Annotated in this window: 24 protein-coding genes and 1 pseudogene; 14 read left to right on the top strand and 11 right to left on the bottom strand. The window is 41.1% G+C overall.

Going from position 1 to position 23,461, the window contains the following annotated elements:
- Nucleotides 1-420 precede the first annotated feature (420 nt).
- Nucleotides 421-1,560 (top strand): serine/threonine-protein kinase, encoded by a 1,140-nt coding sequence (locus tag V7K73_RS21265; RefSeq protein ID WP_334882785.1) that lies wholly within the window; start codon nt 421-423, stop codon nt 1,558-1,560.
- Nucleotides 1,561-1,748: 188 nt separating this feature from the next.
- On the opposite strand, the gene gndA is transcribed toward V7K73_RS21265, so the two are convergent.
- Nucleotides 1,749-3,179 carry an NADP-dependent phosphogluconate dehydrogenase gene (gene gndA / locus V7K73_RS21270; RefSeq protein WP_334882786.1) on the bottom strand — a complete coding sequence of 477 codons (1,431 nt, stop codon included), beginning with the start codon at nt 3,177-3,179 and terminating at the stop codon, nt 1,749-1,751.
- A 283-nt stretch (nt 3,180-3,462) separates the two neighbouring features.
- On the opposite strand from gndA, the gene V7K73_RS21275 reads away from it, so the two are divergent.
- Entirely contained in the window at nt 3,463-4,182 is a 720-nt protein-coding gene (locus tag V7K73_RS21275; RefSeq protein ID WP_334882787.1) for a Ycf66 family protein, read from the top strand.
- Between the two features lie 211 nt (nt 4,183-4,393).
- Nucleotides 4,394-4,687, top strand: a complete 294-nt coding sequence (locus V7K73_RS21280) for a type II toxin-antitoxin system RelE/ParE family toxin (protein ID WP_334882788.1) — start codon at nt 4,394-4,396, stop codon at nt 4,685-4,687.
- Nucleotides 4,688-5,320: 633 nt separating this feature from the next.
- Here V7K73_RS21280 and V7K73_RS21285 read toward each other — a convergent pair.
- The 4 genes and pseudogenes from V7K73_RS21285 to V7K73_RS21300 form a co-directional block, all read right to left on the bottom strand.
- Nucleotides 5,321-5,611: pseudogene (locus tag V7K73_RS21285) on the bottom strand (glycoside hydrolase family 10 protein); the annotation flags it as partial.
- Between the two features lie 482 nt (nt 5,612-6,093).
- The gene (locus V7K73_RS21290; protein WP_334882790.1) at nt 6,094-6,381 is read right to left on the bottom strand and encodes a hypothetical protein; all 288 of its coding nucleotides are present in this window, start codon (nt 6,379-6,381) and stop codon (nt 6,094-6,096) included.
- 278 nt (nt 6,382-6,659) lie between these two features.
- The gene (locus V7K73_RS21295) at nt 6,660-7,664 is read right to left on the bottom strand and encodes a DNA cytosine methyltransferase (protein ID WP_334882792.1); all 1,005 of its coding nucleotides are present in this window, start codon (nt 7,662-7,664) and stop codon (nt 6,660-6,662) included.
- 4 nt (nt 7,665-7,668) lie between these two features.
- Nucleotides 7,669-8,769 carry a HindVP family restriction endonuclease gene (locus tag V7K73_RS21300; protein WP_334882793.1) on the bottom strand — a complete coding sequence of 367 codons (1,101 nt, stop codon included), beginning with the start codon at nt 8,767-8,769 and terminating at the stop codon, nt 7,669-7,671.
- 202 nt (nt 8,770-8,971) lie between these two features.
- On the opposite strand from V7K73_RS21300, the gene bchI reads away from it, so the two are divergent.
- Together bchI and V7K73_RS21310 are read left to right on the top strand one after the other, a co-directional pair.
- Entirely contained in the window at nt 8,972-10,096 is a 1,125-nt protein-coding gene (gene bchI / locus V7K73_RS21305; protein ID WP_334882794.1) for a magnesium chelatase ATPase subunit I, read from the top strand.
- 211 nt (nt 10,097-10,307) lie between these two features.
- Nucleotides 10,308-10,604, top strand: coding sequence for a hypothetical protein (locus tag V7K73_RS21310; protein WP_334882796.1), 297 nt, complete (start codon nt 10,308-10,310; stop codon nt 10,602-10,604).
- Between the two features lie 380 nt (nt 10,605-10,984).
- Here the strand turns inward: V7K73_RS21310 and V7K73_RS21315 are convergent, their stop codons facing one another.
- On the bottom strand, nt 10,985-12,073 hold the full coding sequence (locus tag V7K73_RS21315) for a nucleotidyltransferase domain-containing protein (RefSeq protein ID WP_334882798.1): 1,089 nt from the start codon (nt 12,071-12,073) through the stop codon (nt 10,985-10,987).
- A gap of 369 nt (nt 12,074-12,442) precedes the next feature.
- Nucleotides 12,443-12,676 carry a Nif11-like leader peptide family natural product precursor gene (locus V7K73_RS21320; RefSeq protein ID WP_334882800.1) on the bottom strand — a complete coding sequence of 78 codons (234 nt, stop codon included), beginning with the start codon at nt 12,674-12,676 and terminating at the stop codon, nt 12,443-12,445.
- Between the two features lie 452 nt (nt 12,677-13,128).
- On the opposite strand from V7K73_RS21320, the gene rplU reads away from it, so the two are divergent.
- From rplU to V7K73_RS21340, 4 genes are all read left to right on the top strand, one after another.
- Nucleotides 13,129-13,536: a 50S ribosomal protein L21 gene (rplU, locus tag V7K73_RS21325; protein ID WP_334882802.1), complete on the top strand. Its 408-nt coding sequence runs from the start codon at nt 13,129-13,131 to the stop codon at nt 13,534-13,536.
- Nucleotides 13,537-13,567: 31 nt separating this feature from the next.
- Complete coding sequence (gene rpmA / locus V7K73_RS21330) at nt 13,568-13,864, top strand: 50S ribosomal protein L27 (RefSeq protein WP_292733079.1); 297 nt, start codon at nt 13,568-13,570, stop codon at nt 13,862-13,864.
- A gap of 461 nt (nt 13,865-14,325) precedes the next feature.
- Nucleotides 14,326-15,042, top strand: coding sequence for a molybdopterin-dependent oxidoreductase (locus V7K73_RS21335; RefSeq protein WP_334882804.1), 717 nt, complete (start codon nt 14,326-14,328; stop codon nt 15,040-15,042).
- 210 nt (nt 15,043-15,252) lie between these two features.
- On the top strand, nt 15,253-16,446 hold the full coding sequence (locus tag V7K73_RS21340; protein WP_334882806.1) for an NADH:flavin oxidoreductase/NADH oxidase: 1,194 nt from the start codon (nt 15,253-15,255) through the stop codon (nt 16,444-16,446).
- 233 nt (nt 16,447-16,679) lie between these two features.
- Here V7K73_RS21340 and V7K73_RS21345 read toward each other — a convergent pair whose 3' ends face one another.
- Both V7K73_RS21345 and V7K73_RS21350 read right to left on the bottom strand, forming a co-directional pair.
- Nucleotides 16,680-16,811 (bottom strand): hypothetical protein, encoded by a 132-nt coding sequence (locus V7K73_RS21345; protein WP_334882808.1) that lies wholly within the window; start codon nt 16,809-16,811, stop codon nt 16,680-16,682.
- A gap of 180 nt (nt 16,812-16,991) precedes the next feature.
- Nucleotides 16,992-17,405 (bottom strand): hypothetical protein, encoded by a 414-nt coding sequence (locus tag V7K73_RS21350; protein WP_334882810.1) that lies wholly within the window; start codon nt 17,403-17,405, stop codon nt 16,992-16,994.
- A 400-nt stretch (nt 17,406-17,805) separates the two neighbouring features.
- On the opposite strand from V7K73_RS21350, the gene V7K73_RS21355 reads away from it, so the two are divergent.
- Nucleotides 17,806-18,372, top strand: coding sequence for a PadR family transcriptional regulator (locus V7K73_RS21355; RefSeq protein WP_334882812.1), 567 nt, complete (start codon nt 17,806-17,808; stop codon nt 18,370-18,372).
- A gap of 134 nt (nt 18,373-18,506) precedes the next feature.
- Nucleotides 18,507-19,889: a carotenoid oxygenase family protein gene (locus V7K73_RS21360; protein ID WP_334882814.1), complete on the top strand. Its 1,383-nt coding sequence runs from the start codon at nt 18,507-18,509 to the stop codon at nt 19,887-19,889.
- 373 nt (nt 19,890-20,262) lie between these two features.
- Here V7K73_RS21360 and V7K73_RS21365 read toward each other — a convergent pair whose 3' ends face one another.
- Nucleotides 20,263-20,535: a hypothetical protein gene (locus V7K73_RS21365; protein WP_334882816.1), complete on the bottom strand. Its 273-nt coding sequence runs from the start codon at nt 20,533-20,535 to the stop codon at nt 20,263-20,265.
- A 57-nt stretch (nt 20,536-20,592) separates the two neighbouring features.
- Here V7K73_RS21365 and V7K73_RS21370 point away from each other — a divergent pair, with 57 nt between their 5' ends.
- Genes V7K73_RS21370 through V7K73_RS21380 form a run of 3 tightly spaced genes read left to right on the top strand, consistent with a single transcriptional unit; the run spans nt 20,593 to nt 22,695 of the window.
- The gene (locus V7K73_RS21370; protein ID WP_334882818.1) at nt 20,593-20,799 is read left to right on the top strand and encodes a hypothetical protein; all 207 of its coding nucleotides are present in this window, start codon (nt 20,593-20,595) and stop codon (nt 20,797-20,799) included.
- A gap of 30 nt (nt 20,800-20,829) precedes the next feature.
- Complete coding sequence (locus V7K73_RS21375) at nt 20,830-22,041, top strand: pentapeptide repeat-containing protein (protein WP_334882820.1); 1,212 nt, start codon at nt 20,830-20,832, stop codon at nt 22,039-22,041.
- A 9-nt stretch (nt 22,042-22,050) separates the two neighbouring features.
- The gene (locus tag V7K73_RS21380) at nt 22,051-22,695 is read left to right on the top strand and encodes a hypothetical protein (protein ID WP_334882822.1); all 645 of its coding nucleotides are present in this window, start codon (nt 22,051-22,053) and stop codon (nt 22,693-22,695) included.
- Between the two features lie 81 nt (nt 22,696-22,776).
- Here V7K73_RS21380 and V7K73_RS21385 read toward each other — a convergent pair whose 3' ends face one another.
- Nucleotides 22,777-23,430 carry a Uma2 family endonuclease gene (locus tag V7K73_RS21385; protein WP_334882964.1) on the bottom strand — a complete coding sequence of 218 codons (654 nt, stop codon included), beginning with the start codon at nt 23,428-23,430 and terminating at the stop codon, nt 22,777-22,779.
- Nucleotides 23,431-23,461: the final 31 nt, after the last annotated feature.

Here is a 23,461-nt window from a genome sequence, read left to right on the forward strand (position 1 = left end):
TTTACAAATTTTAAAATGGTAGCTTGATTTCCGCCAAGCTGTACTACTTAGTTAGCTGCGGCACTTGATCGAGCCAATTTTAGATTTTAGATTCTTTTGGTTCATCCCAGATTAATACGGGAGCAACGCGGTTTCAACCCTTCTGGGTGACATAAATCCAAAATTTAAAATTTAAATAGGACTTACGCAAAAAAACTCTCAAACTCTTATTCCTCCGTGTCGCGCCAGTTGCTTCTCCCAAGGGGAGACGCGCAAGGGACAAGTCGGGGAACCCGCCCAACACACTGGCTTCTCTGCGTCCTCTGTGGTTCGATTTTCCGTTACCTGTGCGTAAGTCCTGATTTAAAATCCAAAATCTGTTGATTACACCCTTTTACGTGGAACAGGAGAAAATAAAGAGATATAAGAGCGATCGCCTATATGAGCTACTGCCTTAATCCCCATTGTCCCAAGCCGGAAAATCCTCATGATGTCAAATTTTGCCGGACTTGTGGTTCTAAGTTACTCCTCAAAGAACGTTACCGGGCTATCAAACCAATCGGACAAGGTGGTTTTGGCAAAACCTTCTTAGCTGTGGATGAAGATAAACCCTCAAAACCACGCTGCGTAATTAAGCAATTTTATCCTCAAGCCCAAGGCACTAACACTCTTGCCAAAGCCGTAGAGTTATTTAACCAAGAAGCAGTGCAGTTAGACGAATTGGGCAAACATTCCCAAATTCCCGAACTACTGGCATATTTTACCCAAGAAGACCGACAGTATCTTGTACAAGAATTTATCGACGGGAAAAACTTAGCCCAGGAATTGACACATAGGGGTGCTTTTAATGAAACGCAAATCCGGCAACTATTAAATGATTTATTATCAGTATTACAATTTTGTCACGCTAGACACGTAATTCACCGCGATATTAAGCCAGAAAATATTATTTTACGCGAAACCGATCGCAAACTAGTTTTAGTAGATTTTGGTGCGGCTAAATCTGCTACTGGTACTGCCTTAAATAAAACTGGTACAAGTATTGGTAGTCCAGAATATGTTGCCCCTGAACAAATGAAAGGTAGGGCTATTTTCGCCAGCGATATTTATAGTTTGGGTGCGACTTGTATTAACTTATTAACAGTGCGATCGCCTTTCGATTCTTATGATACCAATGATGGTACATGGGCTTGGCAACAATACTTGAAAACTCATGTTAGTAATCAGTTGACCCGCATTCTTAACAAGATGTTAGAAAGTATCCCAATTCGGCGTTATCAAACAGTAGATGAAGTTCTCAAAGACTTAAATCAACAGTCGCAAGTAGCAGCCACGCCAGCGAGTGCGCCAAAACCTATTGCTCAAGCCCCACCCAATTCTCCACTCACATTTGTATCGCCATCTCCTAGTCAAATTGATCTAGAATTAGAGGAAATGAAAACCCAATTTTTGGGTAGCAACAAACCTCAACAAAATAAAATACAACCACCAAATACTACATCTGGGGCTTCTAGTAAGAGCAAAATAGATGAAGAATTAGAAGAATTAAAAGCCAAATATCTTGGTAATAACAATCCTTAAAATCATTTGTGAAAAGTTAGATCCACCGGGGATTTGGACACCGAGAATTTTCACAAATCAGATAGGATTGCTATTCTATGCCTCCTTTGCGGTTCTTTAAAAAGAAAGTGACTCTGAAACTCAGAGCCACTCTTAAAACTGTATTCTGAAACTTATTAACCTTTCACTGATTGTCTAACTGTGAAAATTTACTTCTTAGCTTCAGCAATTGGTACCCATTCAGTGTGGAAACTTCCGGGCTTATCAAGACGCAGGTAGGTATGTGCGCCGAAGTAGTCGCGTTGTGCTTGAGTTAGATTTTGAGGTAAGCGATCGCGGCGATAGCTGTCAAAATAATCCAAGGATGCGCTAAATGCGGGTACTGGAATTCCCAGTGTTGCAGCTGTTGCAATCACTTCCCGCCAAGCAGTCTGTCTATCGAGAATTGTCTGCTTAAATTCGGGGGCTAACAGCAAGTTAGGCAAAGCTGGATTTTCGCTAAAAGCCTTCTTAATCTTATTCAAAAAGCGAGCGCGAATAATACAACCACCTTTCCAAATCCGCGCCATTTCGCCCAGATCCAAATTCCAATTATATGTTTTTGAAGCTGTGGATAGCAACGCCATCCCTTGAGCATAAGAACAGATTTTTGAGCAATAGAGAGCATCACGAACTTTGTTGATAAAGTCCTTAGTTTGCCCTTCATACTTGCCACCCGGGCCTGTAAGGACTTTAGATGCTGCAACCCGCTCCTCTTTAATCGAAGATATAATCCGGGCATTAACTGCGGCTGTAATTGTGGGAATAGAGACTCCCAATTCCAAGGCAGTTTGCACAGTCCAGCGTCCAGTTCCCTTTTGACCTGCTGCGTCAACAATCAAATCCACCAGGGGTTTATTTGTTTCTGGGTCAAGATATGGGAAGATATTCTTCGTAATCTCAATCAAAAATGAATCGAGTTCATCGGTGGTGTTCCATTCAGCAAACACCTCATGTAGCTGATTATGGTCTAATCCAGCGACATTTTTCAGCAAGTCATAGGCTTCAGCAATTAGCTGCATATCGCCGTACTCAATGCCGTTGTGTACCATTTTGACATAGTGGCCAGAACCACCAGGGCCAATGTAGGTTACACAAGGGCCATCATCGACTTGGGCAGCAATTTTGTTGAAAATTGGCGATAGAAACTCGTAAGAGCTTGTTGTACCTCCAGGCATCAGAGATGGGCCATTTAGCGCCCCTTCTTCACCGCCACTGACACCCATGCCAAGATACCGAAGCCCTGCCGGTTCTAATTCCTGAGTGCGTCGTTCCGTATCTTCAAACCAAGAGTTGCCACCGTCGATAATGATATCGCCTTCCTCTAACAAGGGTTTGAGTTGAGCAATCACCGCATCTACTGGCTTACCAGCTTGCACCATTACTAGAATTTTGCGGGGACGTTCCAATAAGGCAACGAATTCTTCTAGAGTAAAGGCGGCTTTGACGTTCCTTCCTGGCGCACGTTGCGCCATAAACGCATCCGTTTTTTCGCGGGAGCGGTTGTAAACTGCAATTGGGAAGCCATTGCGCTCCACGTTTAGAGCGATGTTCTCACCCATAACGGCTAATCCAATCACACCAAAGCTTTGTAGTGTCATAAAAAATTTCTGGCTAACTCTTGCAGATCCTTTTACTTTAAGGGTAGTCCGATATTTTCCCTTCTCTCCTAAAGAAGACCTTAAGAGTTGAATAAATGACAAAAATCCACAACTAACACGGATAATTAATTTTAATTTGTATCTAAATCAACAATTGACGGGCAAAATTGTTAATTAAGGTATTGGGGACTGGGGACTAGGGACTGGGGACTGAGAAATTCTTTCCTAGTACCCAATTCCCAATCCCCAATCCCCAATCCCTAGTGAAAGGAGTAACCAAATAATGCTGGCATATGTCCTAGCTTTGGTGGTCGGTCTTGGTAGTTTAGCCATTTACATAGCAGCTTTCTTTTTCCCAGAAATCCACCGTAAGAATGACTTTATCTGGAGTGGTGTAGGACTTTTCTATGCCTTAGTCTTATGGGTGTTTGCACCACGCATTACTGGAGGTTTGTTGCTGGGCCATGTGGCTAGTGTGGCTCTTTTGGTCTGGTTTGGCTGGCAAACTCTATCATTACGTCGCCAATTGACCCCCCACCCACAACAAACCCAAGTACCCAGTCCTGAGACGGTGAAAACTGGCATTCAGGAACAGGTAAATAAGTTCTCGCTTCAGCAACGGCTAGGCCAGTTGCAAAAAGGTCTTGGTAGCACCTTCAGTGGCGTGAAAGATAAAGTGCAACAGACTGGGAGTAAAAAAACACCCACAACCCCCAAACCTGAAAACACTACCTCTGTAATAGCAGAGAAACCTACTGTTGAGATTATCGACAAAACTACTGCCATACCAGAACCACTAGCAGAGGAGACAGCAAAAACTGAGAGTGTACCGGAAGCGATTCCACCACATCCCCCATCTCCTGAATTGGTGGAAGCAGCGCAACCAGATTTTGAAATTGAGGAGAAGCAACCGATTCCTGTAGAAGAAATTGCTCCCGATGCGGTACTCGCTCCCCCGGCGGAAGCACCACCTGAAGAAATACGGCCTAATCAAGCTAGTTGAATGCTGTGAAACCCAACGTTAACCTAATATAATGTTGGGTTCCACTAAACTTGTTTTATTTAACGAACTTTGGGGGTTTAAGTCCTAGCCTTTGAAGGGCAGCACGTTTTGTGTCGGGGTCTAAATAAGAGTCACAAAACGTAATTGCGAATTGGTTTAATGTTCTGCCACAAATTGACTGCAACAAACCTTGATAAATAGCCCAAGGATAATGGAATATTTTATTGCCAAAGAAGCAAGCCAAGAATTAGATGAAATTTTGGATTATTTTATAGTTCGCAATATCAACGCAGGGGAAAGATTTATTCAAAAATTTAATAACAAGTGGCAAAACATAACTCAATTTGCAAATATAGGACGAAGTTACGCCAAGTTTGATCTAAGCCTTAGAGGATGTTTAAAAAGTATTGGGCGAATAGAATTCGCTACAGGGCTATTTCATTCTATTTTTACGGCAGTTTTTAGGAATCTTTTTCAGAAAAATAAGAATTTAAACGCGATTTAAGTTGAGAACCGTAGTTTTTGCCCTCACCCTAAATCCCTCTGCCAAGTCTGGGAGAGGGACTTTGAAAACGTCACATTTTAGAATGAAATAGCCCTGGAATTCGCTACTACACAAACTCTCGTCCACCTCCGTGGACTAAGAGAAAATCAAGACTTCTAAACCCACGGAGGTGGGTTTAGGCTGTGTAACCGCGATTTATAATCGCCACGGCTAGTAAGAAATTAGACTTTACAAACATCCTCTTAGAGGAATGCCCTTAGATGGCTAAATTATATTTTATCGAGTTTTTAAAGATAGTGTTGTGATTGTGCGGGCAATTAGCGGTTATCGGGATTTAAAATCTATAGTTGCAGATGTGGACGATGAATAGATTTTTGATAAAATTTACCCTATCGATTTTATGCAGCGATCGCAGTACCATCAGAATATATAAAAGCATATAGCGATCGCAATTCCATATCCCCAACTTCAGATATTTTAGTTCTGTAGAGTGCGTTACGGCGCAAAATTAGCATAGGGTGAATATGAGCCAGGATTAAACCCCCTACCAAGCGCTGTTAAATGCCATGGCCTTACTAACATATTTGTATCATTATTAAAGTGAAATGCTATAACATCATCTTCAACAGAAATTTATTCAACTTTGGCGCGGAGTGCAGGCGATGGAAAGAGACTTTCAAATTCAGCTTGGCGCTCGTTTAAAGGTTCTAGAGCATCGTTCCAAAGACTTTCATAATAAAAGAAGGTTACGCCTAAACTGCGTTCTTGGGCAGCCCGCACCTGAGACTTAATTTGCTGGATGGGAACTGGATTATTTCGTAACCCTGTCATAATGCCAATTCCAGTTGGAATTATTTGTTGCGCTTCTTGAATTTCTGGGCGGGAAATATTAGCGACAAAACTTTGCAGATTCGGACGATAAATTTAAAGACAAACTTAAGTAGTCGCCGCCAAGTTTGAATAATACTTCGTGATTTCATAAATTTGAATGATACATTACCTACTCACACACGCAATTGCTGCTTTTGATGATTGAATCTACTAACCATGTAGTCTACAAGTATTTATGCTTAGTACAGGATTGATGAGTTGGTAGTTGTTCGTTCCCTGCTTATGAAACTTTTGCAGCAGAAAAACTAAAGCAGACAAATTAAGATAGTTGACGCAGCTACTAGGCATTTGTGTCCAATGTCTAATGGGCATTGGTTATACTCCATCTCCCTTTTGCACTTCCAAAAAATAAAATCACCAGTTTATTGGAATGATAATCATTGATGCAGAAAGTTTCGCTAAGAACTTGATGTACACTTGGATAAATATGAGTTAAACTAATGAATAAAGTAAAAACACTTTGGGAGATTTAAACTATTGAATGAAATCTCCCATTTTATTTTAATAACTGATTTCTACTTTTTTTCGCTGATTATACTATATAATACTGTTATAAGCACGGAATTTGAAAAAAAAATTGATGGAGCGGCAAAGTTGTGATTTAGTATGATACTAAGCTCTTGAAAATTAGGCTGATAAGAAAGTTCAGAAATTGCATGATCAGATGTTGGAGATAAGGTAATATTAACAAATCTATTTGCTCGTTTTAAGCGAAATATAACATCACGAGATGATCTAGGTTTAAGACCTACCTTATTTTCTAACCATTGTTTAAATTTCTTTTCTTCCATTAAATTTTCCATACTCAACTTTTCTTAAATAACAATAATCTCATCCATAAAATTAAGCTGAATCTATTAGCTTACCATTTCTTTGTTTGAGGTGCGATCCAATGAGCGCTTTTACTTTATACTCAAAAAATCATTCTCTTCGGACGAAATTATGGATTTGACGTTCATATTTTAATTTGCAAAACATGACTTCATAAATAACCTAGACTAACATTGATAATGTTAACAAATAGCTAAGTAAATTTAGCATATTAGCTATCACCTTGAAGGAACTATTAGAAAAGATATAGTTATTCAATTTGTTTATCTGAACTGAATTCTAAAACATAAGTTTTTTCAATATTTTTTATAGATTTATTTAAATTATCTTTAATATATTCAAGGATACTTTGAGCAACATATTCTGCAAGCTTAACTGGTACAGCATTTCCTATCATTTGTTCAAGGTCTGTTTTTGTACCTTCAAAAATAAACGTTTCAGGGAAAGTCTGCAAGTAGCTTCTTTCAATTGTAGTCAATGGGCGCAAGTTTTGTATAACGCTTACTGGATCTTTAGGATGTTTCTTATAGGTTTTAGGAATAGGACGATTAACTCCTCTTACTGTTGGGCTAGGTTCATCAATACTAAAAATTCCTCTTCTTTGGTAACTTCTTGGATGTCTGTAGTAATATTCAATTTCTAATTTATTTCCCAGATAATCCCTAACGGTCATTGGTTTATCTGCTAACTTTTTTTTCAGGTAAGGTTCTAGACTTTCGTCTTTTCCCTGTAACTCTCCAAAACAAAAAAATCTTTTTCGCTTTTGAGGGACACCGCACAAACTTGCATCCAAAATTATTTCACTTAACCCATATCCAGCACCTTTGAATATTTGTTTAACCTCTTTATATTTATTGCTTTTACGAAATAAGTCTACGTTCTCTATCAAAAACCACTGAGGAAGAACACTTGTAACTATCTCAGAAAATACAATACTTAAATCTCCCCTTCCTAAATTTTCATTGCGTTTCCCGGCACTAGAAAAGTCTTGGCAAGGTGGCCCCCCAATAATAATTTCAGGACACCTTTCTCTAAAAATTTGATAGTTTTTCCTTAAATTACTAAGATCGTAATCAAAAATTTCATGGCTAAAGTTTTTTTGATAAACATCTATAGCTGGTTTCCAATTATCAAATGCTGCTAAGATATTAAAACCAGCATTTTGAAAGCCTAAAGATAACCCTCCACAACCTGCGAAAAGGTCTAAAACTCTAATTGAAGAGCTTTTGGTATCATCTCTATATTTTTCTTTCATATATTTATATGTTTTTTAATACTTCATCAAATATCTCTGGATTACTTAGAATAATACCATCAAATCTTCTTTCAGGACTTAAGTAATTTTGTCCTCCACCTAAAATAATATTCCCAATCTCTTCTTTAGTAATTCTAGGTTTAATCAATTCATCGCAAATCATATAAGGGTGAGTATTTAATCCACTTGATGCAAAAGCTTTATCATTCTTAGTATGATACGTCAATATGTCAATTATTGATGCGTATGGTATTTTCCCATTTGTGGCAAATTCATATAACATTTTTGCCAGCCATATTACTGTTCGCGTATGCCGTTGGATACTTTCTGCCCCAATTAGTAATCTTTTTGTAACATCAAAAAATAATCTAGTAAAACTAAAATCACTCCAAATAAATATATCTAAACAATTTTGATATAATTTTGATGTTTTACCTACGGTTTTCCATACTGGCTGCATTACTAATGGAGATTGCATTTCTATATGATCGTAAAGTAGATTATCTAGACTTTCTATCAATCTTGAAATATAAGGAAGCATATTACGAATACTAATCCAATCACTAATTTCACTACAAACAGGATCAAGATATTTAACTATTTGTTCTCTAGAGTCTTTAAATCTGTCAGCAATACTTAATGCTAAATACACTATGGTATCTGGACGAGTAACAATTTCGCAACCATATTTATGATCAGGTAAGCGACAAGTTGAGTTATCTGGTAAGGCTGTTAATTTAATTTCTATGCCACGCAAGCAAGCATCACTATTAAAAGTATTTAATGTAACTAAGTCTACTCTGGGCAATCTTCCTATAACTAGTTTTCTATAAGGAAGATAATCGCTTTCAAATGCAAAAAATAAGTTAGGAGATAGTGGTGTAATACCAAAAATATCGGTTACATCAATTTTCCCATGTTTAATGTTTAGGTTTTTATCAAGAGTTAAATAGACTAGCTGTAGCCCTTGACTGTGCATATAGCAAGCCAATGAAGCAGGAAAAGAATTATTAAATTGATTTTTTCCCCAACTATTAGCCTGAGAGAAATCTCTATTAGATTTAGCTAATCCAAAAAGACCAGGTTGTACTGTATTTTGATTCATTAGTTTCTCTGTTACATACTCATTTAAATAGCATTTTCCGCAATCAGTGATTTTGCCGCGACACTATTAAATGATTATTATTTTAGTGTATATACTCAAAATAATGTATTGAATAATACTTTGAAAATTACTAACCTATTCCACACCCCAACTGTGTCACAATAGAAAACTGTAATAAGAAAAATATTGTTAAGGTAATTTAGTGAGTCCAACTGCTCAATCCACGGCAAGTGCGCGTCGCGTGGTATTTCCTTTTACGGCAATTGTGGGCCAGGAAGAAATGAAACTGGCGTTGCTATTGAACGTGATTGACCCCAAAATTGGTGGTGTAATGATCATGGGCGATCGCGGCACCGGTAAATCCACAACTATCCGGGCGCTAGCAGACCTGCTGCCAGAAATTTCTGTGGTTGCCAATGACCCCTTCAGTAGCGATCCTAGCGACCCCGACTTGATGAGCGATGAAGTCCGCCAAATGTTAGAACAAGGGGTCCAAATACCTGTAGCTCACAAAAAAGTCCAAATGGTAGACCTGCCACTAGGAGCTACAGAAGACCGAGTTTGTGGCACAATCGACATTGAGAAAGCTTTATCTGAAGGTGTGAAAGCTTTTGAACCGGGACTGCTGGCAAAGGCTAACCGAGGCATTCTCTATGTGGATGAAGTCAACTTACTAGATGACCACCTCGTAGACGTGCTACTCGATTCCGCCGCGAGTGGATGGAACACTGTAGAACGAGAAGGTATTTCTATTCGTCACCCTGCGCGTTTCGTTCTTGTAGGTTCTGGAAACCCAGAAGAAGGCGAACTACGCCCGCAATTGCTCGATCGCTTTGGGATGCACGCAGAAATTCACACCGTAAAAGAACCAGCCTTACGGGTGCAAATCGTGGAACAACGGGCGGATTTTGACCAAAATCCTCCAGTATTTCTCGAAAATTACAAACCCCAGCAAGAAGCACTGCAAGAGCAAATTGTCAATGCTCAACAGCTTTTGCCAGAAGTGAAAATGGACTATGAACTACGGGTAAAAATTTCTGAAGTCTGCTCAGAACTTGATGTAGATGGTTTACGGGGTGACATTGTTAGTAACCGCGCCGCCAAAGCTTTAACAGCTTATGAAGGACGTACTGAAGTTACAGTTGATGATATCCACCGCGTAATTACGCTATGCTTGCGTCACAGGCTGCGAAAAGACCCCTTAGAATCGATTGATTCTGGTTACAAAGTCGCCAAAGTTTTTAGCCGCGTCTTTGGGGTTGAACTACCAGAAAGTGATATTACACAAAAAAATGGCACAGGTCAAAAGTTAGGAGTTAGGAGTTAGGAGTGAGGAGTGAGGAGTTAGGAGTTTTGAATGGAAAGCTGCTTCATAACTCACAACTTTAATTTCTCACTCAACATTGAGTATATAACTCACAACTCCTAACTCAGCATTCAGCACTGACTATATAACTCCAAACTCCTAACTTCTAACTCCTAACTCCTAACTCCTAACTCCTAACTCCTAACTCCTAACTTCTAATTCAACACTGATTATGAGATTTTGGTCTTTTTGGTTTAACAGCTTTGTTCTATCTAGCCAATACAACCCGCCCAGGTTTGTAGAATTATTGATGCTCTTATTAGCGATCGCTATGTTGGCAATAGCCAGTATTTTACCCGATAGACCCTATTTAATCTTAGGCTTGAGCTTAGTAGTTGGGGCATCTATTTCTATTTTAGTGCGAGAAGCGATCGCGCCCTCACCCCAGAGGCGAATTACCCAACTAACAGCATCGCTATTGCTCATCATCAGCCTCTATGGTTTTGCTGACTTAATGCACACTCTATAAAATTAGTTATGAGTTATGGTGAGCATCCCAATGAGTGCTTAAATTTTTTCCCTCACCCCCAGCCCCTCTCCCGATTCCGGGAGAGGGGAGACATAATTCTAGTTCCCCGAATCCCATCATTTGGGATTCGGGGTTAGCCGATGAGGGCTATCAAAGTTTTTGCACCTGACGGGATGCTCCCTGAGTTATGAGCAAAAAATTAATTAAAAACTCCAAACTCCAAACTCCCAACTCCAAACTCCAAACTCCCAACTCCAAACTCCCAACTCCCAACTCCAAACTCCCAACTCCAAACTCCAAACTCCTAACTCCAAACTCCTAACTTCTAACTCCAAACTCCTAACTCCAAACTCTTAACTCCTAACTCCTAACTTTTTCATTTACCAATTCTGCATTTCCACCAATTCCATACACAATTCATTAATTTGCTCTAAATCAGGTTTTTGAGGTAAACCAGATTGTTCGTAAACCATTTCCATTTCAGCGACCAAATCTTCTGCCATTTTCATCACCTCTTCATAAGAATACTCACCTTTTAAAATAGCTTTTAAATCCTCAAAATCACCAGCTATTCTCCTATCTACAATCACTTCACCTCGCCGCAATATTTCTACTCCACTGCGTAACAATCTAATGCAGTGCATTCCATGCTTGAGGTCAAAACCCGATTGTCTTTCCATTTCTGCCCTAGCCGGATTTCTATTTTCCTGCCAAGATAAGTAAGCCTTCCATTCTCTTAAAGCTATTTGATAACTTTGGCTTTTCTGAAGCAGGCGGATAAAATCTTTACGGCTATTGGTTAACTTTTGGGTATATTCCAAAGTTTCATCGGGTAAAGTGTATTGTTTCAACACGCCTTTAAAATCAATATCTGCCGTCAGCAATTGATATAATTGTTCCGCTTCTTCCAAAAACTCAATCCTTCCTCTGATTAAGTTATAAAGATATTCCAGAAAAGCATTTAACTCATCTTTGCTTAAGGGCGCTTCGTCTTCTATGGCAAAATCAGATGGTATTGGCTTTTTTTGCGGTGGCTTTAACAACCATTTACGATGAGTTTCCATCTTTTTGATTTGAGCAAAGGCATAACCAGTGTAAGTATGTTTTACTTTCTTACTCAAAAATAACTGTTTATGATTAATTAAATGCTGTCCGACTGCGTTTAAAAAAGGATAGTTATTTAACCACAGCAATTCTAAAACATTGGGATTCGCGCCCGCTAATAATTGGAGGATTTTTCTTAATTCATATATAACTGTATCTTTATTACCATCAACGAATGGAAATATTCCTGGTTCATCCCAACCAGTATCTTTTTGTTCTATGCAATCAAATCCCAAGTAGTACCTTTTGGGTGCGATAAATACTCCCCGATAATCAAAGTCTGAATCAGGACGATTTAAACCATAGCCGTGGCTACCCGCCAAACCAATTAAAATAGTTCTTTGTTCAACTTCTATTCTTTTCATATCACCTGATTAAAATACAGCCATCCTAACTCATGATTTAAGCAGGTGGGAAGTGAGTGAGAAATGGTGATAAGTAAGTAGGTCAAATTAAATATAAAACCTCACCCTGCCTCCGGCTTCCCTCTCCGTGAGTTTGGAGAGGGATTCAGGGTGAGGTTTTATCCTATGTTTAATTACGCCTACCTACTTACAGAGGAGCAGAATAAAAATCCCCATACCGAATGACAAATGACAAATGACTAATACCAAGAGTTGCTTAGTTTAATAAAAATGCCCCTAAAAGAGATCATGCAACGATATCTCCTTGAGGAGCAAAACTTAACAAATTAATTCAGTTGTTCCTATACTTTTGCTTTCCTAGAACAGGAATTATCTAGGATTAATGTGCCGTCTAGTCCCCCATCCTGGATTAACAATGGCGGCTAAATCTTCTTCAGACAATTTGTTGATTTCACTCTCTAGTTCTTCGACGCTGAAATCATAGCCACGCTCTTGAGCAATCTTAACGAAGGCTTCTGGATTAGCTGTTGCTTTGAGTCTTTGCTGTAATGCTTGATCTTGTTTTACAGCTTTAAAAAGTCGGGTAGCATTTTGCTGTGTCATGACAGTCCATCTCCTGTTTTAAATATCAGGTTTGAATGTAGTAATTTGACTCCTGTGGAATCACTAAATTTTGTGAAGAACCTTTAAATTAAGAGTGTAAGTTTAATTTTAAAACAAAGAAGATAATTGTGTAGATTCTGATAAGAAAATATAAGTTTTAGTCTAAATATTTTTACTATTTTGTAAAAGTCAGCCCTAAGATGGAAGCAGTATTTAACTAAATAAGATTTATTTTTAATTGTAAATTTACCTTACATTCTTTGCGTGGGTGATTTAGCCATGACGACTTCTGGCAAATAGAAGCTTGACTTAACACCTGTTAATAAAATAGAATTTTAGATTGTCTGTCTAATTCCTGCTCGGATCAGGTAGACATATTACAAAAGCTGGCAAAAGCTTCTCTACACGAGATCAGAACCAGCTACCTGTACGGCAACCTCAAGGACAATTTCATGACCTACGCGATTATTGAAACTGGCGGCAAACAAATACGAGTAGAGCCAGGCCGGTTTTACGATATTGAACTGCTTCCGACCGAACCAGATGAAAAAGTTACAATAGACTCTGTATTACTCGTGCAGCACGATGGTGAAGTTACCATTGGACAGCCACTAGTGACAGGTGCGACTGTAGAAGGCACTGTAATGCGACATTACAGGGGTCGTAAAGTCTTGGTATACAAGATGAAGCCTAAAAAGAAAACCCGCAAAAAGCGGGGGCATCGTCAGGAAATTACCAGACTTATGATTGACTCCATCACCCTTAACGGTGCAGTATTTGCTTTCCAAGGAGAAACGGAGAAGGAAACCCCCGTTTTAGATGAGACTCCTGCCGAAGAAGTTGAAGCTGCTGCTGAATAATAATTAATAAGAAGATACACAAGAGGAAATCATGGCTCATAAGAAAGGAACAGGTAGTACACGCAACGGTCGTGATTCTAATGCCCAACGTCTGGGTGTCAAGCGTTATGGTGGTCAAGTTGTACGTGCAGGAAACATTCTCGTGCGTCAGCGTGGTACCAAATTCCACCCTGGTAACAATGTCGGTATTGGTAGCGATGACACTCTGTTTGCCTTAATCGACGGTGTTGTAATGTTTGAGAGAAAGGGCAAGACTCGTAAAAAAGTTAGTGTTTATTTACCGATAACTGCTGCTGAGGCAGTCCCTGCTGAGGCAGTAGCAAGTTAGAGTGTTAGGGTGGGTAACAGTGTCCACCCTAATTTATACTTAGCGATCGCATGTCCCAACAGTTGCTTAAAAGTCGCTTTGTTTTTCTGTTACCCATAGATTAGTTTCAGGAGCATCAAAGCGCAGATATTCTTCAATAACAAAATATTACTCAAAGAAATTGAGTTGCGTAGCTTGCAGTCGTAGGCATCGCATATCAAGTTTTAGTTTAGGAATAAGAATTAAATAACATACATTTATGTCCGTGGTTTACCTCACCCTCAATCCCTCTCCTTATAAAGGAGAGGGAAGCTAGATAATAAAGCAGAGGGAAGCTAGATACAAGATGAAGTTTTGTATTTTATTTAATCCACTTTCCTTAGTATCCCCACTGTCATACTATTTATAATTCCTCAATCTTTACTTGCTTTAAAGCTAGGAAGCATCCGTCTAATTAAGTCTATGTTCCTGTAGAGGTACTTATGAGTCTGATTCTTCCCAAACGCACCCTATCCCGTCGTCGGTTACTGCAAGTATCTGGACTTTCAGGGGTAGGCTTTCTTTTAGGTGGCTGTGGGACAAATTTGTTCTCAGATAATCTGCGGCAAATATCTGAGCCACTAAACCAACGTCTTGAAGCACTCCTGCTAAGTCAAAAACCAGTACCAGAATTTCCTGTTAGTGCCATAGAACCAGACAAATTGCTGATTAATACCTTTGACTTCACGCCGCAAATTGATCCGGCGCAGTTTCGCCTGAAAATTGATGGCGAGGTTAGTAACGCGATGCAATTGAGTATGGTAGATATTCAAAAACTCCCCTTGACTTCAATGGTAATTCGCCATGTCTGTGTTGAAGGCTGGGCTGCGATCGCTCAATGGGGAGGTGTGCGATTACGAGACTTAGTAGCACTGGTACAGCCTAAGTCAAACGTCCGCTATGTCTACTTCAAATCTGCTGATGGCTACTATGAAAGCTGGGATATTGCCTCTGCTGTACATCCCCAAACTCTCATGGCTTATCAAAAGAATGGACAACCTTTATCAGTTGATAATGGTGCGCCCATACGCCTAGCATCCCCAATTAAACTGGGCTACAAGCAAAGTAAATGGGTGACTCAAATTACATTCGTCAGCAATTTGTTACCTCGTAAAGGCTATTGGGAGGATCAGGGCTATGAGTGGTTTGCGGGGTTATAAGGGAGATGAGGGGGATGAGGAGGGATAAGGGAGAAAATTCTACATCTCTACACTATAGAGGGATGGGGAATTATGGCAATTAGTTAAAAATCGTTTGGGAAGCGACAAAATATCGGACACCCAATATCTGAGACTCGTTATCCAGCATTGATGTTGACGAGCTAACAAAGGACACGGGTGTTAGTCCATAAAGCACGGAAAAGTAACAGCATGACTACAGAGAACCTAACTACTTTGCCATCATCTCCAGCCCAGACGGAATTAGAATTCATAGATTCTCCCGGTTGTCAATCAACAAGTCTGCACGACTCGGATGTAACGGAAGTGGACTTGTTTAGTCCACTGAAAATTCGAGACATTACCCTGCCCGATCGCATAGCGATGTCACCAATGTGTCAATACTCGGCAGAAAATGGATTCGCAAATGATTGGCATTTTGTCCATTTGGGGAGTCGAGCTACTGGAGGCACTCATTTGATTGTAGTGGAAGCGACAGCCGTAACAGCCCAAGGGCGAATCACTCCCGGCGATCTTGGTCTTTGGGACGATATGCACATCGAGCCACTAGCTAGGATTGTCCGCTTTCTTCGTGAGCAAGGAGCGATCGCAGGGATTCAATTAGCCCATGCTGGCCGGAAGGCGAGTTGCAATGTTCCCTGGCTGGGTGGTACACCGTTAACACCTGAAGAAGGCGGTTGGCCGGTAGTTGGGCCAAGCCCAATTCCGTTTCAAGAGGGTGGCCCCGTTCCCATACCCCTCGATGAAGCTGGGATTGAAGAGGTGATTGAAGCCTTCGTTACCACAACGCAGCGTGCTGTTCAAGCGGGCTTTGAGATTATCGAAATTCACGCGGCTCATGGATATCTACTGCATTCTTTTCTTTCGCCGCTAAGTAATCAACGAACAGATCGTTATGGAGGTTCGTTGGAAAACCGAATGCGTTTGTTACTGGAGGTGACAAGACGAATCCGAGAAATTCTGCCAACGGGGATGCCGCTTTTTGTGCGCCTCTCTGCTACCGATTGGGTAGAGGGAGGTTGGGATCTCAAGCAGTCAGTGATATTATCCCGTGAACTAAAGGTATTAGGCGTTGATTTGATCGATGTTTCCACAGGAGGCTTAGTCCCTCATGCCAGGATTCCCGTGCAGACAGGTTATCAAGTGCCTTTTGCTGCCAAAATCCGAGAAGAGGCTGGGATTAGGACTGGGGCTGTGGGGATGATCAAGGAGGCTGAGTATGCCAACCAAGTAATTACTCGTGGATGTGCGGATTTAGTTCTTATCGGTCGAGAAATCCTCCGCGATCCTTATTGGTCGATTCGTGCGCGTTGCCAGTTGGATGAAGAACCAAACTGGGCTTTGCCCTACGGCTATGCAGTTAAACAACAGAGACGTGGGAAATAAATCTAAACAGCAGGTATTGCGATCGCAATGGTAAGGTTTTAGATTGCCACACTGCGATCGCAATTAACTTGTGTTTAACCGCAGATGATAACTAAAAGCACTCATTAATGTATCTTAATTAGCTCCCTATGCCGCCCAGCACTCAAAGTACCGGGCTAATAGCCTAAGTCCACTCAAGTGGACTGCAATTAATCTCAAAAAATGGCTTAGTCCTCTTTAGAGGAGTTAAGCTATTAGACTGGGATTTGAATCCCAGGCGGGTAATGCAGCCGATGCAGATTACCTAAATTACTGAAACCAACCCCAGATAAAAGCAACCATTCTCCTGAATCAAGGCTGACGATTCCGCCGCAAGTCTTCCACATTTTCACCAAAGCAGGACTTACGCTTTCAAGGCAGTGAAAGCCTTGATTTATCGTAGGGGCAATTCATGAATTGCCCCTACATTTCGTATGTAATGCGTAAGTCCTACAAAGGTTATTGTATTGGGATCATTCTGGGGCTTAAGCCCCAAGTCAAGCGATGTCACCTTCACATAGCTACCCTTAAACCTTAGACGTGAGAAATCTTGATATTTCCGCATGTGCCAACACAGCAGCAGGTTCGCGCTGGAGAGCGTTGTAATACTTTCTCTCGAAGGTATTGCCCGTCTCTAACGGTATAATCAGCGTGCGGACATCAGCAATCAACTTTTCAAAATCCTCTATTGCTATCGGTTCATCTGCTTCGAGCATTTCATCAACTTGCACAACCATCTCAGAAATGCGATGTAGCCAAGCAAATTGTTCATGAGCGATAACTAGCTGAAGTAGTTCTCCGCTTGATACTCGTCCACTAACCTGTTCGTAGGCAATCCGTTCTGTATCCAACAACATTTTATGAAGGTGGAGTAATTTATTTCGTAAATCACGCAGATATTGATGTTGACGGATTCTTTGTGAAAGTGCGTTAGAAGTCAATGTTACCCATCCTTTCGTTACGATAGTCTTCAATGGCTTAAATAATTGCTGCCTCAGTATTCATCACGAATAGACTGTAGCGAATAACTGGTTTGTTGAGTGATATGCTAGCGATGAGTAGCATATCCAATCATGGCGTAGCAAGATCCCCGCAGGTGTACGGGAGCGGCACTCAACATACATTGCCACTTCCTCACTGTCTTGTGCAAACAGCATTATTAGCCATCTGCCCAACCTCAGTACATGTATTCGGTTTCCTTGTTAAGACGCATGACAATCAACATATTTTTTTATAACTGTTGTATCTTATATTTGATTACTCATATATTAGCATAAACTTATAAGAAGTACATACTGTGGAACCTATCGAGAAAATATCAATTATGGGAAAACTGTCTTAATGTCGCTAGCATACGTAATTCTAGGTCTTCTTCAGCAGCAAGAAATGACGGGCTATGACCTGAAAACGAGCTGCTTTGATCGATGTATTGCCCATTTGTGGCCAGCAGACCAGGCACAAATTTACAGAACTCTCGATAAGCTAGTTGAGCAAGGCTGGATTACCTGTACAATTGAGATTGGGCGCGATCGCCCCAACCGCAAAGTCTACAGCGTAACGGAGCCAGGGAAAGGCGAATTAGCCCGATGGCTTGGAACTCATCAGCCCTTGACGACTGTACGAGAACCAATGCTAGCTCAGTTGCATTTTGGACAACAGTTGCCGAATGAAACTATCATTTATTTACTAGAGCAACAATTAGCAGCTCGAAGGAAAAAGCTTGCTGAATGTGAAACCATCGATTTACCATCACTTGGCGATCAGTCTGCCAACCGTGAGCAAGTAATGCAAAGGCTTGTGCTGGAGTTAGTGATCCGAAGAGAACAGACTTATATTGATTGGTTGAAGATAGCGCTTAATGCGATCGCTCACGAAAAGCCTTATGCATCAAATTACCAGATTCTTTGAGACTTCAAAACCTACACAGGCTTAAAATTCTATCTACTATAGGGCGTTTTCAGCAGAACCTTTGCGCTAGCATCTCAAAAAGAGGAAGCCGTTGGCTCTAGCTCGTTTTTCTGTAACTCTGATAAATCAAGGCAATGGTAACAATAGCAGTCAATCCTTATCTCGATCGCAATTTTGCTCCAGTTCGTGAAGAAATCACTACCGACAAATTGCCAGTCATCGGTAAATTACCCCTTGACTTATCGGGGATGTTTGTCCGAAATGGCCCTAACCCTCAATGGAAACCCATCGGAGAATATCACTGGTTTGATGGGGATGGGATGTTACATGGTGTGCAAATTAGCAACGGTGTAGCCACTTATCGCAACCGTTACGTCCAGACAGGCGGATGGAAAAAAGAACGAGAGGCGGGTAAGGCTATTTGGAGTGGATTGTTAGAACCACGGCAGAAGGATAATCCTTATGGTGGTTACAAAAATACTGCCAACACTGCTTTAGTGTGCCACGCTGGTCAGATGTTGGCGCTGAATGAGGGGGGTAGACCTCACGCTATCAAGCTTCCTGAATTAGATACCATTGGCGAGTATACTTACAATGGCAAGTTGGTTTCTCCCTTCACGGCCCATCCTAAGGTAGACCCGGTTACAGGTGAAATGATTTTCTTTGGCTACTCTTTTTTTGCGCCACCTTACCTGCAATATAGTGTTGTCTCAGCACAAGGGGAACTGTTACGGACAGTGCCAATTGATCTGCCAATAGGGGTGATGATGCACGATTTCGCCATCACTGAAAACTACACCATTTTTATGGATTTGCCGTTGACTTTCAGCCCAGAAAGAGCGCAACGGGGAGAACCTGTAATGATGTTTGAGCGCGATCGCCCTAGTCGTTTTGGCATTTTACCACGTCACGGTGACAACAGTAATATCCGGTGGTTTGAAAGCCCTGCCTGCTACGTTTTCCATACCCTCAACGCTTACGAAGAGGGAGACGAAGTAGTACTTATCGCCTGTCGCATGAGTTCTACTACTGTTTTGAGTTCAGATGATTCGCAACGCGACCCAGAAGGAAATATCCCCCGTTTGTATCGGTGGCGATTTAACCTCAAAACCGGGAAAGTCAGCGAAGAAATGTTAGATGATCTAGCTTCTGAATTTCCCCGCGTCAACGAAAACCTAGTGGGGCGACAAAACCGATATGGTTACACTAACAAAATGGCAAACAATCCCCTACCTTTATTTGAAGGTATTATTAAGTACGATTTCAGCAGTGGAAAGTCCCAAACTCATGAATTCGGACACGGACGTTATGGCGGTGAAGCTGTGTTTGCGCCGCGTTCTGGTGCAACGGCTGAGGATGATGGTTGGCTTATGACTTTCGTCCACGATGAGAGTTCAGATACTTCAGAATTGGTAGTGGTGAATGCCCAAGATATAACGGCTGAACCTGTAGCGCGGGTGATAATTCCTCAACGGGTGCCTTATGGGTTTCATGGTGGCTGGGTTGCAGGGGAATAAATTAGGTAAATAATACCGTTCAGTTAAGGCAACAGAGGCAATGAATCGCAGTCTCTACGAAAGACTATAGCGGTTCTCGTTTATGTGAGGTACATCGGTAAGGGCCAGGCAGTGCCATGCCCCTACACCTGGCGATATAATGTTGTACCGCATCTGAAGAACCCCACCCCGCCAAAGCTACGCTTTGTCTCCCCTCCCCGCAAGCGGGGAGGGGATTAAGGGGTGGGGTGCAATGACTGTGGGAATCATAACTAATTATGCGGACATGATATAAAACCAGTATCAATGACAAAATCTAGAGAAAAATCTGGTTGCGAAGGTAAACGAAAAACCACTGGAATTATTACCCTACTATTGATTACTTTGCCATAAATCATTCAGCAGTACGCTCGATCGCACCACCAAAACTGACGGCAACATCATAACCAATTCGGATGGTGAACAATCTAGCATTAGGGTTTTTCTGTTTTAACTTTAACGCTGTCTCTACACCAGTTGGATCTATTCCATATTCACCAGTTTCTGCATCAATCACAATCATCTTGCCGATATTGTCACCACATTCGACATTTTGACGAATACCGTTTTCATAAAACTGTTTAGCTCTTAAGGCTACTTCTTCTACAGTCCAGAAAATTGATTGCATTACAATTACACCAAATGATTGCTTCTTAGAGCATTGTAGTACCACAACATTGAGCCTTTGAACCTCAACATTGAGCCTTTGAACCTCAACGTTGAACCTTTTATCCTCAAAATTGAACCTCTGAACCTCAACGTTGAACCTTTTATCCTCAAAATTGAACCTCTGAACCTCAACGTTGCACCTTTTATCCTCAAAGTTGCACCTTTTAACCTCAATTTAGAAATATATCTAACTATTCCTGAATTTATAGGGGTGAGCGTGTAGTAAAATTTGCTCACCTCTGTAAAGTGGAACATGGCTTTAGACTTCTCCGGTCAAAATCTCCGAGGACGCAACTTCAAAGGACAAGACCTTGCGGGTGCAAACTTTAGCTATGCCGACATCCGAGGGGCAAACTTCACTAACGCTAATTTAACAGGCGCAAATTTCAGTCATGTCAAAGCTGGACTGCAACGCCGTTGGGCAACTTTCCTAGTTATTGTCTCGTTCTTATTGTCGGGACTGTCAGGATATTTATGGGCTGTCAACGGTTATTTCGTATCACAAATATTTGATACTTCCAGGTTAGAGAATCGAATTAGCGGCTGGGTTGCTTTAATCGTATTAATTGCCTTTTTCTTCATCACAATTCGCCAAGGAATAATAGCTGGTTTAGGAGCCGTAGCGGTAGCCGTAGCCGGAGCCTTCGCCGGAGCCGGAGCCGTAGCCGGAGCCTTCGCCGGAGCCGGAGCCTTCGCCGTAGCCGGAGCCGTAGCCGGAACGTTATTTAGTATCTACATCAGCTGGCGAGCCATGAAAGGAGATCAAAAACACTCCTTAATTCGTAATATTACGATCGCTTTTGCTGCAACAGGAGGTACAAGTTTTCGTGGCGCTAATTTAACCAATGCTGATTTCACCCAAGCCATACTCAAAAGTACAGATTTCCGAAACACTAGCCTTATCTGTAGCCGTTGGTATCAAGCCAAAATGCTTGACCGTGTTCGTCCTGGTTTAACTTATCTTCAGTATGCACAAGTACGACAACTGCTAGTTACCGGACAGGGACAAGACACAAACTTTGACCGTCAAAACCTGCGGGGTATCAACTTACAAGCAGCAAACTTAGCTGATACCAGCTTTATCGGCGCTGACCTCAGTGAAGCAAACTTGCAAGATGCCGATTTGTCAAGAGCAAAGCTGAAACAAACGCAACTAGACGGAACCGATTTAACAGGTGCAACCCTCACCGGCGCGTATATTGAAGATTGGGGGATTACAAATACAACTAAATTGCATGGGGTAAGGTGTGAATATGTCTTCATGCGCTTACCCACAAAAGAAGACCCCGACCCCCTCCGCAAACCTGATAATAAACGAGAGGTATTTGCAGACGGCGACTTTGCCGATTTTATCAAACCAATTTTTGACACTCTCGACCTTTACCATAATCAAGGCGTTGACCCTCGCGCGATCGCGATCGCCTTGAAAAACCTCGCTGAAAACCATCCCGAAGCTGAGTTATAAATCGTAGGAATGGAGAAACGCGGCGATGATAAAATCTTACTCAGAGCCAAAACCGCAGCAAGTACCGATAAATCTCAACTGAGTGCCGAATATTTTGATGATTATAATAAATCCAAAGCTTTACAGCAGAGTCAGCAATTATTGCTTGTAGAAAGAAGCGACCGCATTCGTAGTTTAGAAAATATGATTACAACTGCATTTGGGCAGCCGAAATTTTATACACAAGGAGATACCATCATGTCAGATATTAGCGGCATCAATATTGAAGGCAGCAGTAATGTTAGCGGGATAGCTGGCAATAATTCTATTGCTAATCTAGGAACCATTAGCGGTAACGTGAGTATTGCCCTCAATGAGTTACCTGATGCAACCGATGCCGACAAACCAGGAATTAAAGAATTATTGTCGCAGTTGCAAGATGCAATCATCCAATCCACATATTTGCCAGAAGAAGAGAAAGCCGAAGCTTTAGAACAGGTGAAAGCTTTAGCTGAAGCGGGTAAAACTCCTCAAGAATCCACCAAGCAGAAGACGGCAAAAACTGCAATCACCATGTTGAAAGGGATATTTTCTGGTTTACCTGCGATCGCCTCTCTGGTTGAAGCGGGTAATAAATTATTACCTGCGATCGCCAATCTTTTCAGTTTAGGATAATTTTGACCGGAAATTAATCTGCGATCGCTCTCAAAAAGCTTTATGACATTCACCCATGTCTACTTAATTACGAATTACGAATTACGAATTACTTAACCCTTGTTCAAATTCATCAATAGCTTGAATTGAATCTGAAATTGAAATACATTGCTCTAATAAAGAAATATCCAATGTTGGTATTAGCTCACTTTTTGCTATTTGCTCATACCCATAGGTATCAGGGTAAAGAATGGCTTGCTCAGTCTCAGAATTGTCCCGTAGGTGGTATAACTTAAACTGGTTTCTCTCCCAAAACCAAACTTCTGCAACTCCTAATCTTCGGTAGATTTCCAGTTTATTTATGTTACCACTGGTGACAACTACTTCGATCGCTAAATCTGGTACATTTTTCTCTTCACCTATGCAGTAACATTCATCTGGTTCGACACCTGCTTTTTTTGCTTTGTTCCTAAAAGTAGAACTTCCCATAGGTACAAAACGAATCCGCTTGCTGTAAAAGAAACGCTCTAACAGCATCCCTAAATTTGTTTTGATTTTTTCATGCCTGATTGATGGTGACACTATCTCTAATATTCCATCTAAATAAGTAACACGATAATGAGAGTTTTCTTCTAGTTTTGCTAATAGCAATTCGTAGTTTTCCCAAATTACCCCACTGCTGATAAACCTTTCCTCAGGGTCGTCAGCATCACCCAATTCTGGCTCATCAATTAGTTCTTTAAGGCTGCTGACCATTGCGAATTCTCCGGTGTACTTAAATAATTTT

Origin of the sequence: Nostoc sp., assembly GCF_036916975.1 — a bacterium.
Lineage (GTDB): Bacteria > Cyanobacteriota > Cyanobacteriia > Cyanobacteriales > Nostocaceae > Nostoc.

Coding starts and splice junctions, on each gene's coding strand:
- V7K73_RS21265 (WP_334882785.1), top strand. CDS start 421: ATGAGCTACTGCCTTAATCCCCATTGTCCCAAGCCGGAAAATCCTCAT.
- gndA (WP_334882786.1), bottom strand. CDS start 3,179: ATGACACTACAAAGCTTTGGTGTGATTGGATTAGCCGTTATGGGTGAG.
- V7K73_RS21275 (WP_334882787.1), top strand. CDS start 3,463: ATGCTGGCATATGTCCTAGCTTTGGTGGTCGGTCTTGGTAGTTTAGCC.
- V7K73_RS21280 (WP_334882788.1), top strand. CDS start 4,394: ATGGAATATTTTATTGCCAAAGAAGCAAGCCAAGAATTAGATGAAATT.
- V7K73_RS21290 (WP_334882790.1), bottom strand. CDS start 6,381: ATGGAAAATTTAATGGAAGAAAAGAAATTTAAACAATGGTTAGAAAAT.
- V7K73_RS21295 (WP_334882792.1), bottom strand. CDS start 7,664: ATGAAAGAAAAATATAGAGATGATACCAAAAGCTCTTCAATTAGAGTT.
- V7K73_RS21300 (WP_334882793.1), bottom strand. CDS start 8,769: ATGAATCAAAATACAGTACAACCTGGTCTTTTTGGATTAGCTAAATCT.
- V7K73_RS21310 (WP_334882796.1), top strand. CDS start 10,308: ATGAGATTTTGGTCTTTTTGGTTTAACAGCTTTGTTCTATCTAGCCAA.
- V7K73_RS21315 (WP_334882798.1), bottom strand. CDS start 12,073: ATGAAAAGAATAGAAGTTGAACAAAGAACTATTTTAATTGGTTTGGCG.
- V7K73_RS21320 (WP_334882800.1), bottom strand. CDS start 12,676: ATGACACAGCAAAATGCTACCCGACTTTTTAAAGCTGTAAAACAAGAT.
- rplU (WP_334882802.1), top strand. CDS start 13,129: ATGACCTACGCGATTATTGAAACTGGCGGCAAACAAATACGAGTAGAG.
- rpmA (WP_292733079.1), top strand. CDS start 13,568: ATGGCTCATAAGAAAGGAACAGGTAGTACACGCAACGGTCGTGATTCT.
- V7K73_RS21335 (WP_334882804.1), top strand. CDS start 14,326: ATGAGTCTGATTCTTCCCAAACGCACCCTATCCCGTCGTCGGTTACTG.
- V7K73_RS21340 (WP_334882806.1), top strand. CDS start 15,253: ATGACTACAGAGAACCTAACTACTTTGCCATCATCTCCAGCCCAGACG.
- V7K73_RS21345 (WP_334882808.1), bottom strand. CDS start 16,811: ATGTGGAAGACTTGCGGCGGAATCGTCAGCCTTGATTCAGGAGAATGG.
- V7K73_RS21355 (WP_334882812.1), top strand. CDS start 17,806: ATGTCGCTAGCATACGTAATTCTAGGTCTTCTTCAGCAGCAAGAAATG.
- V7K73_RS21360 (WP_334882814.1), top strand. CDS start 18,507: ATGGTAACAATAGCAGTCAATCCTTATCTCGATCGCAATTTTGCTCCA.
- V7K73_RS21365 (WP_334882816.1), bottom strand. CDS start 20,535: ATGCAATCAATTTTCTGGACTGTAGAAGAAGTAGCCTTAAGAGCTAAA.
- V7K73_RS21375 (WP_334882820.1), top strand. CDS start 20,830: ATGGCTTTAGACTTCTCCGGTCAAAATCTCCGAGGACGCAACTTCAAA.
- V7K73_RS21380 (WP_334882822.1), top strand. CDS start 22,051: ATGGAGAAACGCGGCGATGATAAAATCTTACTCAGAGCCAAAACCGCA.
- V7K73_RS21385 (WP_334882964.1), bottom strand. CDS start 23,430: ATGGTCAGCAGCCTTAAAGAACTAATTGATGAGCCAGAATTGGGTGAT.